This is a genomic window from Stutzerimonas sp. CXK-1 (assembly GCF_057738225.1).
In genome coordinates this window covers 571,451-585,049 of the sequence record NZ_CM173217.1, presented here as the reverse complement: position 1 = coordinate 585,049, position 13,599 = coordinate 571,451, and the positions used below count along the sequence as shown (strand labels likewise).

11 protein-coding genes are annotated in these 13,599 nt (G+C 65.0%); 4 read left to right on the top strand and 7 right to left on the bottom strand.

The features are described 5' to 3' along the window. Positions 1-40 precede the first annotated feature (40 nt). The 3 genes from AC0KXH_RS02825 to rpmE all read right to left on the bottom strand — a co-directional run bounded on the left by AC0KXH_RS02825 (position 41) and on the right by rpmE (position 2,487). Entirely contained in the window at positions 41-1,306 is a 1,266-nt protein-coding gene (locus AC0KXH_RS02825; RefSeq protein WP_043218294.1) for a malic enzyme-like NAD(P)-binding protein, read from the bottom strand. A 159-nt stretch (positions 1,307-1,465) separates the two neighbouring features. Next, positions 1,466-2,257: a thermonuclease family protein gene (locus AC0KXH_RS02820; protein ID WP_488224119.1), complete on the bottom strand. Its 792-nt coding sequence runs from the start codon at positions 2,255-2,257 to the stop codon at positions 1,466-1,468. A gap of 17 nt (positions 2,258-2,274) precedes the next feature. After that, entirely contained in the window at positions 2,275-2,487 is a 213-nt protein-coding gene (gene rpmE, locus AC0KXH_RS02815) for a 50S ribosomal protein L31 (RefSeq protein WP_043218287.1), read from the bottom strand. Between the two features lie 167 nt (positions 2,488-2,654). Here rpmE and AC0KXH_RS02810 point away from each other — a divergent pair, with 167 nt between their 5' ends. From AC0KXH_RS02810 to AC0KXH_RS02800, 3 genes are all read left to right on the top strand, one after another. Beyond that, positions 2,655-4,877 (top strand): primosomal protein N', encoded by a 2,223-nt coding sequence (locus tag AC0KXH_RS02810; RefSeq protein WP_488224118.1) that lies wholly within the window; start codon positions 2,655-2,657, stop codon positions 4,875-4,877. Between the two features lie 98 nt (positions 4,878-4,975). Next, positions 4,976-6,715 (top strand): arginine--tRNA ligase, encoded by a 1,740-nt coding sequence (gene argS / locus AC0KXH_RS02805; RefSeq protein WP_269263401.1) that lies wholly within the window; start codon positions 4,976-4,978, stop codon positions 6,713-6,715. Beyond that, the gene (locus AC0KXH_RS02800) at positions 6,716-7,375 is read left to right on the top strand and encodes an SPOR domain-containing protein (protein ID WP_061337884.1); all 660 of its coding nucleotides are present in this window, start codon (positions 6,716-6,718) and stop codon (positions 7,373-7,375) included. A gap of 50 nt (positions 7,376-7,425) precedes the next feature. On the opposite strand, the gene AC0KXH_RS02795 is transcribed toward AC0KXH_RS02800, so the two are convergent. The 4 genes from AC0KXH_RS02795 to trxA all read right to left on the bottom strand — a co-directional run bounded on the left by AC0KXH_RS02795 (position 7,426) and on the right by trxA (position 11,865). Then, positions 7,426-8,397: a CDP-6-deoxy-delta-3,4-glucoseen reductase gene (locus AC0KXH_RS02795; RefSeq protein ID WP_488224117.1), complete on the bottom strand. Its 972-nt coding sequence runs from the start codon at positions 8,395-8,397 to the stop codon at positions 7,426-7,428. 64 nt (positions 8,398-8,461) lie between these two features. Then, complete coding sequence (gene ubiD, locus AC0KXH_RS02790; protein WP_488224116.1) at positions 8,462-9,928, bottom strand: 4-hydroxy-3-polyprenylbenzoate decarboxylase; 1,467 nt, start codon at positions 9,926-9,928, stop codon at positions 8,462-8,464. Between the two features lie 121 nt (positions 9,929-10,049). Further along, positions 10,050-11,309 carry a transcription termination factor Rho gene (gene rho / locus AC0KXH_RS02785; RefSeq protein ID WP_043218278.1) on the bottom strand — a complete coding sequence of 420 codons (1,260 nt, stop codon included), beginning with the start codon at positions 11,307-11,309 and terminating at the stop codon, positions 10,050-10,052. Between the two features lie 229 nt (positions 11,310-11,538). Further along, a complete protein-coding gene (trxA, locus tag AC0KXH_RS02780; protein WP_043218273.1) occupies positions 11,539-11,865 on the bottom strand; it encodes a thioredoxin TrxA in 327 nt (108 codons plus the stop codon). 189 nt (positions 11,866-12,054) lie between these two features. Between trxA and ppx the strand changes: the two genes are divergently transcribed. Beyond that, positions 12,055-13,557, top strand: coding sequence for an exopolyphosphatase (gene ppx / locus AC0KXH_RS02775; RefSeq protein WP_061337886.1), 1,503 nt, complete (start codon positions 12,055-12,057; stop codon positions 13,555-13,557). The last annotated feature ends 42 nt before the right edge of the window (positions 13,558-13,599 follow it).

Sequence of the window (13,599 nt, the reverse complement as noted above, 5' to 3'; positions counted from 1 at the left end):
CCTGACTAAGCAGGGCGTTTTTTAGCGCTCGTATCGATTGTCAGACGAAGACGTCATCCACCGACTTCAGCGGGTAGTTGGCCGGATAGGGCAGCGTCGCAACACCACTTTCGATGGCCGCCTTGGCCACCGCATCGGACACCAGGGTGATCAGCCGCGGATCCATCGGCTTGGGAATGATGTATTCGCGGCCGAACTCCAGGCTCTGCCCGCCATAGGCCTCACATACCTCGGCAGGAACCGGCAGCTTGGCCAGATCACGCAGCGCCAGCGCAGCAGCAATCTTCATCTCTTCGTTGATGCGCTTGGCGCGGACATCCAGTGCGCCCCGGAAGATGAACGGGAAGCCGAGTACATTGTTGACCTGATTCGGATAGTCGGAACGACCGGTCGCCATGATCACGTCGGAACGTGTGGCATGCGCCAGTTCCGGGCTGATTTCGGGATCGGGGTTCGAGCAGGCGAACACGATCGGATTGGCTGCCATGCGCTTGAGACCTTCGGGGCTCAGCAGGTTGGCACCGGAAAGGCCGACGAACACATCAGCGCCGTCCAGCGCGTCGTCGAGGGTTCGCTTGTCGGTTTCGTGAGCGAAAATCGCCTTGTACTGGTTGAGATCGTCGCGCCCGGCATGAATCACACCCTTGCGGTCGATCATGAAGATGTTCTCGATCTTCGCCCCGATGCTCACCAGCAGCTTCATGCAGGAGGTAGCCGCCGCACCAGCACCCAGGCAGACGATCTTCGCGTCTTCGATGCTCTTGCCCGCGATCTCCAGCGCATTAAGCATGCCAGCCGCGGTAACGATCGCAGTGCCATGCTGGTCGTCATGGAAGACAGGGATATCGCACTGCTCGATGAGCGCGCGCTCGATTTCGAAGCACTCGGGCGCCTTGATGTCCTCGAGGTTGATGCCGCCGAAGGTAATGGAGATGCGCTTGACGGTATCGATGAAAGCCTGCGGGCTTTCGGCATCGACTTCGATATCGAACACGTCCACGCCAGCGAAGCGCTTGAACAGAACGCCCTTGCCTTCCATTACCGGCTTGGACGCCAGCGGCCCCAGGTTACCCAGCCCCAGAATTGCGGTGCCGTCGGAGATGACCGCCACCAGGTTGCCCTTACCGGTGTAGCGGTAGGCCAGCTCGGCATCACGAGCGATCTCACGAACGGGTGCGGCAACGCCTGGACTGTAGGCCAACGACAGATCACGAGCGGTGGCAGTAGGCTTGGTCAACTCTACGCTCAGCTTTCCCGGACGCGGCTGGGAATGGTAGTCAAGAGCGGCAGTTTTCAGGTCAGTCATTTGGCATTTCCGCTTATTTTATTGGGACAGACAGCCGGCCGAGCATACGCCAAGACCGAGCGGCGCCTCAAGCTAGACCACCCCAGGGCTGTCAAGCCTCGCCCCTTACGACTTTCAGGGCATACTCGCCAAAGCACGCACAGATATGCGACGTCTTCGTCAGCGCACTTCCAGCATCGCTGGATGGGTCAGTCGCAGCAGCCAACGCGCCTGCCGCTTGGCCTTGCGCCCCTGGCGATCGACGACCCAGCCACGTACCTCGACGTCACGCCCCTCCAGCCTCCGCAGCGCCGCGACATCGAACCCAGCCAGCTGCCGCGGCGACACCTGCAGCACCATCGGCCCGTCAAGCTCGAGCCATACACCGCCGCGATTACGCTCGACGCGCATGACCCGGCCGCGAATCAACGCAAACCCACCCTGCCTGATGGCCTCGGGCCGCTGAGCCTTGGCCTGCCGCCAGAGCCCCAGATGCGCCTCGCGAGCCTGACGTTCGGCGGCCTGATGGCAGGCGACCAGCGCCGCGTTCGGATAAGCCGCCACGAAATAGCCCAGCCCGGCCAGCAGTTGCTCAGCCTCGAGATTTCCGCCCCGACTGTCATACACGTGCGCGAGCAGGCGCCCATAGCGGTCATGCGACTCGGCCCCGGGCTGCACGAACACCCGGCCCTCGCTGGCCTCGACCAGCGCCCGCAGGTTGCGCGTCGCCTGCTCGGCAAACGGCTCGGCCGAGCGCCCCTTGCGGCCCCGCTCCGGCGTGTTGAGGCCAATCATGCGCACACTGCGCCCGTCATCCAGCCGCAGCGTATCCCCGTCGATGACCTGCGCGACCCGCTGGAGCTCGAGCCCCTGCGGCGCCGGGCAGAGGGCGTGCACGGGAAGCGCCAGGACTGCAGAAACGAAAAAGGCGCCCACCAGGGACGCCTTTCTCAAACGCTCGGAAAACCCCATGGGATTTTCGGTTCGGCTTACTTGGCGCCGAACACACCGAAGCGCTGCTTGAAGCGGTCGATGCGACCACCGGTATCCAGCACTTTCTGCTTGCCGGTGTAGAACGGGTGGCACTCGGAGCACACGTCGAGGCTGAGGTCCTTGCCCAGAGTCGAACGAGTCTGGATGACGTTGCCACAACTGCAGGTCGCCTTGACCTCAACGTAGTTCGGATGGATATCGGCTTTCATGATGAATCCTCTTGGATTGCGTGCCGCCACCCGACCCTATGCCGAGCACCGCACGAATTAGGGCGCGAATGATACCAGAGGCTTGCGCTGTTGCAAGCGCAGGACCGCGCCGCTGCTCGGCGGTCAGCGATCGGCTACCATCGCCGTCCACCCCTCAGGAATGCCCCGTGGCCCAGACCATCCTTCGCCTCGCACTACCCTCGCCGTTGCGGCGGTTGTTCGATTATCTGCCGCCCGCCGGCAGCCGCACCGCCCAGCTGCAGCCCGGCGTACGGGTACGCGTGCCTTTCGGCCGGCGCGAGGTGATCGGCGTGCTGGTCGAACTCGCCGACCGAAGCGAGGTTCCCGCGGACAAGCTGCGTCCGGCGCGCGAGATCCTGGATGCTACGCCGCCTCTGCCGCCGGCCATGGTTCGCCTGTGTCTTTGGGCTGCCCAGTACTACCAGCACAGCCTGGGCGACACCTTCAGCTGGGCGTTGCCAACCCTGCTGCGCCAGGGTGAGCCTGCCGAAGTTCGCCTGGAGCGTTTCTGGCTGGCGTGCGAGGGCGCCAGCCTCGATGACCCGCGCCTGAGCAGGGCGCCTCGTCAGCGCGAGGCACTCAAGACCATCGCCCAGCACCCGCATGGCGTCGCCCATAGCCTGCTCGGCAAGTTGCAGATCAACCGTGACAGCCTGGAGCTCCTACGCGAGAAAGGCCTGGTACGGCTGGAGGCACGGCGCAGCAGCCCGCCCGCGCCCCACCACGGCAGTTGGCTGCTGCAGCCGGAGCTCCCGCTCAACGCCCAGCAGCGCGCTGCCTTTACCGCCGTGCAGGCAGGCTTTGGTGGCTTCCAGGCCTTTCTTCTCGCGGGCGTGACCGGTAGCGGCAAGACCGAGGTGTACCTGCAACTGATCCACCGCATGCTCGAAGCCGGCCGACAGACCCTGGTACTGATCCCGGAAATCAACCTGGGGCCGCAGACGCTCGCGCGATTCGAGCAGCGCTTCAATGCCCGTATCGCCCTGCTGCATTCCAATGTCAACGATCGGGAGCGGCTGGACGCCTGGCTGGCAGCGCGCGATGGCGAAGCCGACATCATCATCGGCACCCGCTCGGCGCTGTTCACGCCGATGAAGCGGCCGGGGCTGATCATCATCGACGAGGAGCACGACGCCTCCTACAAGCAGCAGGAAGGCCTGCGCTATCACGCACGCGACCTGGCGCTGGTCCGCGCCCGCCAGGAGGACATCCCGATCCTGCTTGGCTCGGCGACACCTTCGCTCGAGAGCCTGCACAACGCGCACAGCGGCCGCTACGCCTTGCTGCGCCTGAGCGAGCGAGCCGGCGGCGCGAAGAGCCCGCGCTTCCTGCGCCTGGATGTAAAGAGTCGACCACTGGAAGCGGGCATTTCGGCACCGCTCGAACAGGCGATCGGCCAGACGCTGAAAGCCGGCCAACAGGTGCTGGTCTTCCTCAACCGCCGCGGCTTCGCGCCGACACTGCTCTGCCACGATTGCGGCTGGATCAGCCAGTGCCCCCGCTGCGACGCCCGCATGACGCTGCACCAGCGCCACCACGAGCTGCGCTGCCATCATTGCGGCCACGTTCAGCGACCGCCAAGCAACTGCCCCAGTTGCGCCCATGTCGACCTGCGCCCGGTCGGCGCCGGCACCGAGCGCGCCGAGGAACGGCTGGCGACGCTGTTCCCGGACGTCCCGGTGCTGCGCATCGACCGCGACAGCACCTCGCGCAAGGGCGCCATGGAACAGCTCTACACCACCATCAACCGCGGCGCGCCGTGCCTGCTGGTGGGCACGCAGATGATTGCCAAGGGCCACCATTTCCCGCGCGTGACGCTGGTCGCCATTCTCGATGCCGATGGCGGACTGTTCTCGGCCGACTTTCGTGCCGCCGAGCGCATGGCGCAACTGATCGTCCAGGTCGCCGGCCGGGCCGGCAGGGCCGACGAGCCCGGCCGGGTCATCATCCAGACGCACCTGGCCGACCATCCGCTGTTGGTTCAGCTGACCGAGCAGGGCTATTTCGCCTTTGCCGAGCAGGCGCTGAGCGAACGTCGTGCTGCCGGCCTGCCGCCTTTCAGCCATCTCGCCCTGCTGCGCGCCGAAGCCCACAAGCCCGGTCAGGCGGAAGACTTTCTCGACCAGGCCTGCAGCGAGGCCGAACAGTTGCTCGACGAGCTGCAACTGCAGGGCATCGAGCTGCTCGGCCCGATCCCGGCGCCCATGGAGCGCCGTGCTGGGCGCTATCGCGCGCAGTTGCTGCTGCAAGGTAGTGCGCGAATCGCGTTGCACCGCCTGATGGGTACGCTGCTTCCGCGGCTGGAGGCACTGCCCAGTGGGCGGGCGGTACGCTGGTCGGTGGACGTCGACCCGATCGATCTGTTCTGAGGCCGCTGCAGCCATGAACGGCCCGCGCCGCTTGAAGCGCTGACTCAAGGCCGTCGATAATGCCAAGTTTTCGCGCACTTCCGCCGACAGAGCCGACCATGAAAGACAGCATTCGCCACCTGATCCAGCAAGCCCTCGCCCGCCTGACCGAAGATGGCGTGCTGCCCGCAGGGCTGGCCCCGGCCATCCAAGTGGAGAACACCCGCGACAAGAGCCATGGCGACTTCGCCAGCAACATCGCGATGATGCTGGCCAAGCCCGCCGGCATGAAGCCGCGCGACCTGGCGCAAAAGCTCATCGAGGCACTGCCGGCCGACGCCGGCATCAGCAAGGTGGAGATCGCCGGGCCGGGCTTTCTCAACTTTTTCCAGAACACCGACGCACTTGCCCAGCGGCTGGATGCGGCACTGCACGACGAGCATCTCGATGTGCGCAAAGCCGGCCCGGCGCAGCGCGTCGTCATCGACATGTCCTCGCCGAACCTGGCCAAGGAGATGCACGTCGGCCACCTGCGCTCGACGATCATTGGTGACGCCGTCGGTCGGGTGCTGGAGTTTCTCGGCGACGAGGTGATCCGCCAGAACCATGTGGGCGACTGGGGCACCCAGTTCGGCATGCTGCTGGCCTATCTGGAGGAGAAACCTGCCGCGGCGGAAAGCGAGCTGGCCGACCTCGAGCAGTTCTATCGAGCCGCCAAGCAGCGTTTCGACGAAAGCCCCGCCTTTGCCGACCGGGCACGTGAGCTGGTGGTCCGGCTGCAGGCCGGGGATGCCGAGTGCCTGCGCCTGTGGACCCGCTTCAACGAAATCTCCCTGTCGCATTGCCAGAAGATCTACGACCGCCTGAACGTCAAGCTGAGCCCTGCCGACGTCAAGGGCGAGAGCGCGTACAACGACGCCCTGCCGGGCATCGTCGAGACGCTGCGCGCCAAGGGCCTGCTCACCGAGGACGAAGGCGCCCAGTGCGTGTTCCTCGAGGAATTCCAGAACGCCGAAGGCAAGCCGCTGCCGGTCATCGTGCAGAAGGCCGGAGGCGGGTACCTCTACGCCACCACCGACCTGGCCTCGCTGAATTACCGCAGCCAGACGCTGAACGCCGATCGCGTGCTGTACTTCGTCGACCAGCGCCAGGCCCTGCACTTCCAGATGGTGTTTGCCGTCGCGCGTCGCGCTGGGCTCGTGCGCGAGCAACTGCAGCTCGAGCACATGGGCTTCGGCACCATGAACGGTGCGGACGGCCGGCCATTCAAGACGCGCGACGGCGGCACGGTTAAGCTGATCGACCTGCTCGACGAAGCCGAGCAGCGCGCCTATGCCCTGGTCAGCGAGAAGAACCCCGACCTCGACGAGGCGGAACTGCGCAACATCGCCCGCGCCGTAGGCGTCGGCGCGGTGAAATACGCAGACCTGTCCAAGCATCGCACCAGCGATTACCGCTTCAACTTCGACCTGATGCTCAGCTTCGAAGGCAACACCGCACCCTACCTGCTTTATGCCTACACCCGCGTGGCCAGCCTGTTCCGCAAGCTGGGCAAGGGCATGCAAGAGGTCGACGGGCACATTCAGCTCGACGCCGAGCAGGAGCAGGCACTGGCCGCAAAGCTGGCGCAGTTCGGCGAAACGCTCAACAGCGTTGGCGAGAAAGGTGAGCCCCACCTGCTATGCAGCTACCTGTACGACCTCGCCGGCCTGTTCTCGAGCTTCTACGAGAACTGCCCGGTCCTGGCCGCCGAGGACGAAGCCGTGCGCACCAGCCGCCTACGCCTGGCCGCACTGACCGGCCGCACGCTGAAACAGGGCCTGGAGTTGCTTGGCCTGGAACCACTGGAGCGGATGTAAGTGGCAGCACGGAAGAAAGCCGCACCCAAACGCGGCGCCAGCCGCTATCAGGCACCGGCGAAAAAGAATGTGCCGGGCTGGGTCTGGCTGGTCTGCGGCCTGGCGATCGGCGGGTTTCTCGTATTCCTCGCCACGCTCGAACCCGGCGGCGACGAGATCAAGCGCACCAAGGAGCCGCCGCAAGCCAAGCAGCAAGCCAAGCCCAAGCCACAGGGCGAGCAGCCGCCGAAGCCGAAGTACGACTTCTACACCCTGCTGCCCGAGTCCGAAGTGATCCTGCCGCCGGAGACGAAGGAGCCGGAGGCGCCAGCCAAAGCGGTGACGCCCGAGCAGGCTGCGAAGCTAGATGAGGAGCGCGCGCTCGCCGCACTCAGCGGGCAGGTGCCGCCGCCTCCGCCCACGGTAGCGAAGGCGCCGGTCACCCAGTTCTTCCTGCAGGCCGGCTCGTTCCGCAAGCAGGTCGAAGCCGACAAGGTGCGCGCACAGATCATCCTGCTTGGCCAGGACGTTCGCGTCGAGCGGGTCACGGTACGCGAAGAGCCCTGGTTCCGCGTGCTGGTCGGCCCCTTCACCACCCGCGAGCAACTCAACCTCGCGCAGAAGACGCTGGCCGGCAGCGGCTACAAGAACCTGCTTCTGCAGCAACGCCAGGTGCGCTGAGAGCAAAAAGCAAAACGCCGGGCGAACCCGGCGTTTTGCATTGGCGGCAGTCAGCTCTCACGCGGTGCATAGGCAAAGACGTCGGCCCGCATCTGATGCGGGTCCATACCGGCCTCGACCAGTGCATCCAGCGTGCCGTACACCATCGCCGGCGAACCGCTGGCATAGACATGCAGCGACTTGAGGTTACTGAAGTCCTGGCGAATCGCCTCGTGCAGCAGCCCGCAACGACCGCCCCAATCGCAGACGTCGCTGACCACGCGGTGAAGGTGAAGATTGGGCATGCGCCGCCACTCGTCCCAATGCCGCAGCTGATAGAAATCTTCGGGCCGGCGCACGCCCCAGTACAGATGCACGGGATGGGCGAACCCGGCGGCACGGCAGTATTCGATCAGGCTGTGCATCTGCGCCATGCCGGTTCCGGCCGCCACCAGCACCAGCGGCCCATCCGGCAGCTCGGCCAGATGCGTATCGCCGAAGGGCATCTGCACTCGGGCGAACCCCTGACGTCTGATGAAAGCCAGCAGCTCGATGGCTGACGCATCGCGCGCCAGTACGTGCAGCTCCAGTTCGCGACCACTGCCTGGCGCCGACGCCAGCGAGAACGCCGACCATTCGCCGTCCTCGCGCTGCAGCAGCACATATTGGCCGGCGTAATAGCGCGGCTGCCGCCCGGCCGGCAACCGTAGCAACAGACGCACCACGTCACCGCCGACCGCTTCATACGCGGCCAGCTGGCAGCTCAGCTCGCGCACCGGCAACTCGCCGGGCGCCAGTACGCCATCCCAGTGCAGCACGCAATCTTCCAGCGGCTCGGCCAGGCAGGCGAGCAGTTCGCCGTGGTCGCGCACTTCGCCATCCTGCCGCACGCGCCCTTCGACCAGCAGCGAGGCACAGATATGACAGTTGCCGTTGCGACAGCTCTGCGGGCACTCGAAGCCCTGGCGCCTGGCCGCATCGAGAATACGTTCGCCGGGCTCTACCTCGAGCACGGCACCGGATGGTTGCAAGGTTACTTTCATGTGCACGTCGAATTGTCGAGCGGTGTGTCCGCCAAGGCTGCAGGGCGTCTGCGCGCCCCTGTGTTCAGTCGATGCCCAGCTGGCCCCAGAGTTCATCGACACGGCGCTTGACCGCCTCGTCCTGAACGATGGCCCTGCCCCATTCGCGGCTGGTCTCGCCCGGCCATTTGTGCGTCGCATCCAGGCCCATCTTCGAGCCGAGCCCAGAGACCGGCGAGGCGAAATCCAGGTAGTCGATCGGCGTGTTGTCGATCAGCACCGTATCGCGCTTGGGATCCATGCGAGTGGTGATGGCCCAGATCACGTCATTCCAGTCACGCGCATTGATGTCGTCGTCGGTGACGATGACGAACTTGGTGTACATGAACTGGCGCAGAAAGGACCAGACGCCGAGCATCACCCGCTTGGCGTGGCCCGGGTACTGCTTCTTCATCGTCACCACCGCCATGCGGTAGGAACAGCCCTCCGGCGGCAGGTAGAAGTCGACGATCTCCGGGAACTGCTTCTGCAGAATCGGTACGAACACCTCGTTCAGTGCCACGCCGAGAATCGCCGGCTCGTCCGGCGGACGCCCGGTATAGGTGCTGTGGTAGATCGGCTGGCGGCGATGGGTGATGCGCTCGACGGTGAACACCGGAAAGGTGTCGACCTCGTTGTAGTAACCGGTGTGGTCGCCGTAGGGGCCTTCCGGTGCGGTCTCGCCCGGGTGGATGTGCCCCTCGAGAACAATCTCGGCATAGGCCGGCACCTGCAGGTCCGAGCCGATCGCCTTGACCAGCTCGGTGCGCGAGCCGCGCAGCAGGCCGGCGAAGGCATACTCGGAAAGGGTGTCGGGCACCGGTGTGACCGCGCCGAGAATGGTCGCCGGATCTGCGCCCAGGGCCACGGCCACCGGGTACGGCCGATCCGGATACTTCTGGCACCACTCGCGGTAGTCCAGCGCGCCGCCACGATGGCTGAGCCAGCGCATGATCACCTTGTTGCGGCCGATCACCTGCTGGCGGTAGATGCCGAGGTTCTGCCGCTCCTTGTTCGGCCCGCGGGTGATGGTCAGGCCCCAGGTGATCAGCGGCGCGGCATCCCCCGGCCAGCAGTGCTGCACCGGAATTCGCCCGAGGTCGACGTCATCGCCCTCGAGCACGACCTCCTGACAGGGCGCATCCTTGAGCACCTTGGGCGCCATGCTGATGACCTTCTTGTAGATCGGCAGCTTGCTCCAGGCATCTTTCAGGCCCTTGGGCGGCTCCGGCTCCTTGAGGAAAGCCAGCAGCTTGCCGATCTCGCGCAGCTCGGAGACATCCTCGGCACCCATGCCCAGCGCCACGCGCCCAGGCGTGCCGAACAGGTTACCGAGCACCGGCATGTCGAAGCCGCTCGGCTGCTCGAACAGCAGCGCCGGCCCCTGCTTGCGCAGGGTGCGGTCGCAGATCTCGGTCATCTCCAGCACAGGCGACACGGGCGTGGCGATGCGCTTGAGCTGGCCGCGCTGTTCCAGGCCACTGATGAATTCGCGCAGATCACGGTACTGCATGCATGAGCCTCGCAGGGTCCGGCAGGGTTCGGCCGCAGAGTGTAGCCGCGGGGCGGGCAAATCCAAACCGGCAGACAGACGAAGGCCGGGTTTCCCCGGCCTCGGTGAAACGACCCGACGCTTACTTGCGCTTCATCGACATGAAGAATTCGTCGTTGGTCTTGGTGTCCTTGAGCTTGTCGAGCAGGAACTCGATGGCTGCGATCTCATCCATCGGATGCAGCAGCTTGCGCAGGATCCACATGCGCTGCAGCTCGTCCTCGGCAGTCAGCAACTCCTCGCGGCGGGTGCCGGAGCGGTTGATGTTGATCGCCGGGAACACGCGCTTCTCGGCGATGCGGCGGTCCAGCTGCAGCTCCAGGTTGCCGGTGCCCTTGAATTCCTCGTAGATCACCTCGTCCATCTTCGAGCCGGTTTCCACCAGCGCGGTGGCGAGGATGGTCAGGCTGCCGCCTTCCTCGATGTTGCGCGCCGCGCCGAAGAAGCGCTTGGGCTTTTCCAGCGCATGGGCGTCGACACCACCGGTCAGCACCTTGCCGGAGCTCGGGATCACGGTATTGTAGGCGCGCGCCAGACGGGTGATGGAGTCGAGCAGAATGACCACGTCCTTCTTGTGCTCGACCAGGCGCTTGGCCTTCTCGATCACCATTTCGGCGACCTGCACGTGGCGGGTCGGCGGCTCGTCGAAGGTGGAGGCGACCACTTCGCCGCGCACGGTGCGCTGCATCTCGGTGACTTCTTCCGGACGCTCGTCGATCAGGAGGACGATCAGGTGGCATTCGGGATTGTTGCGGGTGATGTTGGCCGCGATGTTCTGCAGCATGATCGTCTTGCCCGCTTTCGGCGGGGCGACGATCAGGCCGCGCTGGCCCTTGCCGATCGGCGCGGTCAGGTCGATCACGCGGCCGGTGAGATCCTCGGTGGAGCCGTTGCCGGCCTCCATTTTCAGCCGTTCATTGGGGAACAGCGGAGTAAGGTTCTCGAACAGGATCTTGCTCTTGGCATTCTCGGGACGATCGTAATTGATCGAGTCCACCTTCAGCAGGGCGAAATAGCGTTCGCCTTCCTTCGGCGGGCGAATCTTGCCGACGATGGTGTCACCCGTGCGCAGGTTGAAGCGGCGGATCTGGCTCGGCGAGACGTAGATGTCATCGGGGCCGGCCAGGTAGGAGGAATCCGCGCTGCGCAGGAAGCCGAAACCGTCCTGCAGGATCTCCAGCACACCGTCACCGGAAATCTCTTCGCCGCTCTTCGCATGCTTCTTGAGCAGGGAAAAGATCACGTCCTGCTTGCGCGAACGGGCCATGTTTTCGATGCCCATCTGTTCGGCCATTTCCAGCAGTTCGGTGATGGGCTTTTGCTTGAGTTCGGTCAGATTCATAGAAAGATCAGGAAGGGGTATGGAAGCGTTGGCTTGGGCGGCCGAGCTGCAGGAGACGAACGAGAGTTCGTTATGCTTCAAGAGGCTGAAGTGCGTCGGCGACGACATGCAAGAGGGCGACGGAAGAATGCGTCGCGGGGCCGAATTTATCACCGCATGGAGCAAGCGTCCACCCTGCTTCCATAAAAAAGCCCCCGCGGCGGCGGGGGCTTTGGTCGAACCAGAAGGCTCAGATGTTGCTATCGAGGAACGCCGCCAGCTGCGACTTGGACAGCGCGCCAACCTTGGTCGCCTCGACGTTGCCGTTCTTGAACAGCATCAGCGTCGGGATGCCGCGCACGCCGTACTTGGGCGGGGTTTCCTGATTCTCGTCGATGTTCAGCTTGCACACCTTGAGCTTGCCCTCGTAGTCCTTGGCAATCTCGTCGAGCACCGGAGCGATCATCTTGCAGGGACCGCACCATTCGGCCCAGTAGTCGACCAGCACCGGACCGTCCGCTTGGAGCACGTCCTGCTCGAAGCTGGTGTCGGTAACATTGTGGATGTACTCGCTCATGGATGATCTCCAGGTTCCGAACTGAAAGTGGGCGTCATCATAGCCCCGTTGCCGACGGACCGAAAGCCACAGCCCATCGCCCGGACATTCCACACGAGGATGCCCGCTACAGCGGCACGACGTCGCCCTGCGTTGGCGATGGGCTGTCGATCATGTCACGATGTTGCGGTTCCGCACCGAGATCCATTCATGCGCACGACCTCCTCTGACGCCTTTCCCTTGATCGCCGCCCTCGACCTGGGCTCGAACAGCTTCCACATGGTTCTGGCCCGTACCAGTAACGGAGAACTGCGCATCCTCGAGCGGCTCGGCGAAAAGGTGCAGCTGGCCGCCGGCATCACCGAACAGCGGGTGCTTGATGAGGCCGCCATGCAGCGCGGCCTGGACTGCCTGCGGCGTTTCGCCCAGCTGGTCAACCATCTGCCCGAAGGCGCGGTGCGCGTGGTCGGCACCAACGCCCTGCGCGAGGCGCGCAACCGTGCCGAGTTCATTCGCCGCGCCGAATCGATCATCAACCATCAGGTCGAGGTGATCTCCGGTCGCGAGGAGGCCCGCCTGATCTACCTCGGCGTCGCCCACACCTACCCCGGCGCGCCCGGCAAGCGCCTGGTGGCGGACATCGGCGGCGGCAGCACGGAATTCATCATCGGCGAGCACTTCGATTCACAGCTGCGCGAGAGCCTGCAGATGGGCTGCGTCAGCTACACCCAGCGCTTCTTTCGCGATGGCAAGATCACCCCGGCCCGCTACGCGCAGGCCTACACAGCGGCGCGCCTGGAACTCATGGGCATCGAGCAGGGCCTGCGCCGGCTGGGCTGGGAGCAGAGCATCGGTGCCTCCGGCACGATCCGCGCCGTGGCGCAGGCTATCCAGGCCGGCGGCCAGGGCAACGGCGAGGTCAACCCGGGCGGGATCGCCTGGCTCAAGGGTCGCCTGTTCAAGCTCGGCGATGTCGAGCGCATCGAACTGGACGGCATCAAGCCGGACCGCCGCGGCGTGTTCCCGGCCGGCCTGGCCATCCTCGAGGCCATTTTCGACGCGCTCGAGCTGCAGAGCATGAGTCATTCCGAAGGCGCGCTGCGCGAGGGTGTGCTCTACGACCTGCTCGGCCGACATCACCGCGAGGATGTGCGCGATCGCACGCTGAGCTTTCTCATGGAGCGCTATCACGTCGACACCGAACAGGCCGCGCGCGTCGAAGCCAAGGCACTGGAAGCCTTCGACCAGGTGGCGGCCGACTGGGGCCTGGACGACGAGCGTCTGCGTGAACTGCTCGGCTGGGCGGCCCGCATCCACGAGGTGGGCCTCGACATTGCCCACTACCACTACCACAAGCACGGCGCCTACCTGATCGAGCATTCCGACCTGCCCGGCTTCTCGCGCCAGGACCAGCAGATGCTGGCACTGCTGGTCCGCGGCCACCGCCGCAATATTCCCAAGGCCAAGTTCGAAGAGCTCAGCGAGGACGGCGTCAAGCTGACCCGCCTCTGCGTACTGCTGCGCTTCGCCATCCTCTTCCATCACATCCGCGGCCCGCAGCAGGCGCCGGACTACCAGCTCAGGGCCGACGGCGACTGCTTGCACGTGCTGTTTCCCGAGGGCTGGCTGGGTAGCAACCCGCTGACCGCCGCCGATTTCGCCCAGGAAGCCGAGTGGCTCAAGCGCATCGATTTCACGCTGGATGTGCGCTGATCGAGACCTGCGCTGACGAAAACGCCCGGCCAAAGCCGGGCG

Excerpts from the sequence above, each read along its gene's own strand:
- ubiD (WP_488224116.1), bottom strand. The coding sequence starts at position 9,928 with ATGCAGTACCGTGATCTGCGCGAATTCATCAGTGGCCTGGAACAGCGC.
- trxA (WP_043218273.1), bottom strand. The coding sequence starts at position 11,865 with ATGAGCGAGTACATCCACAATGTTACCGACACCAGCTTCGAGCAGGAC.
- AC0KXH_RS02820 (WP_488224119.1), bottom strand. The coding sequence starts at position 2,257 with ATGGGGTTTTCCGAGCGTTTGAGAAAGGCGTCCCTGGTGGGCGCCTTT.
- rho (WP_043218278.1), bottom strand. The coding sequence starts at position 11,309 with ATGAATCTGACCGAACTCAAGCAAAAGCCCATCACCGAACTGCTGGAA.
- argS (WP_269263401.1), top strand. The coding sequence starts at position 4,976 with ATGAAAGACAGCATTCGCCACCTGATCCAGCAAGCCCTCGCCCGCCTG.
- ppx (WP_061337886.1), top strand. The coding sequence starts at position 12,055 with ATGCGCACGACCTCCTCTGACGCCTTTCCCTTGATCGCCGCCCTCGAC.
- AC0KXH_RS02825 (WP_043218294.1), bottom strand. The coding sequence starts at position 1,306 with ATGACTGACCTGAAAACTGCCGCTCTTGACTACCATTCCCAGCCGCGT.
- AC0KXH_RS02795 (WP_488224117.1), bottom strand. The coding sequence starts at position 8,397 with ATGAAAGTAACCTTGCAACCATCCGGTGCCGTGCTCGAGGTAGAGCCC.
- rpmE (WP_043218287.1), bottom strand. The coding sequence starts at position 2,487 with ATGAAAGCCGATATCCATCCGAACTACGTTGAGGTCAAGGCGACCTGC.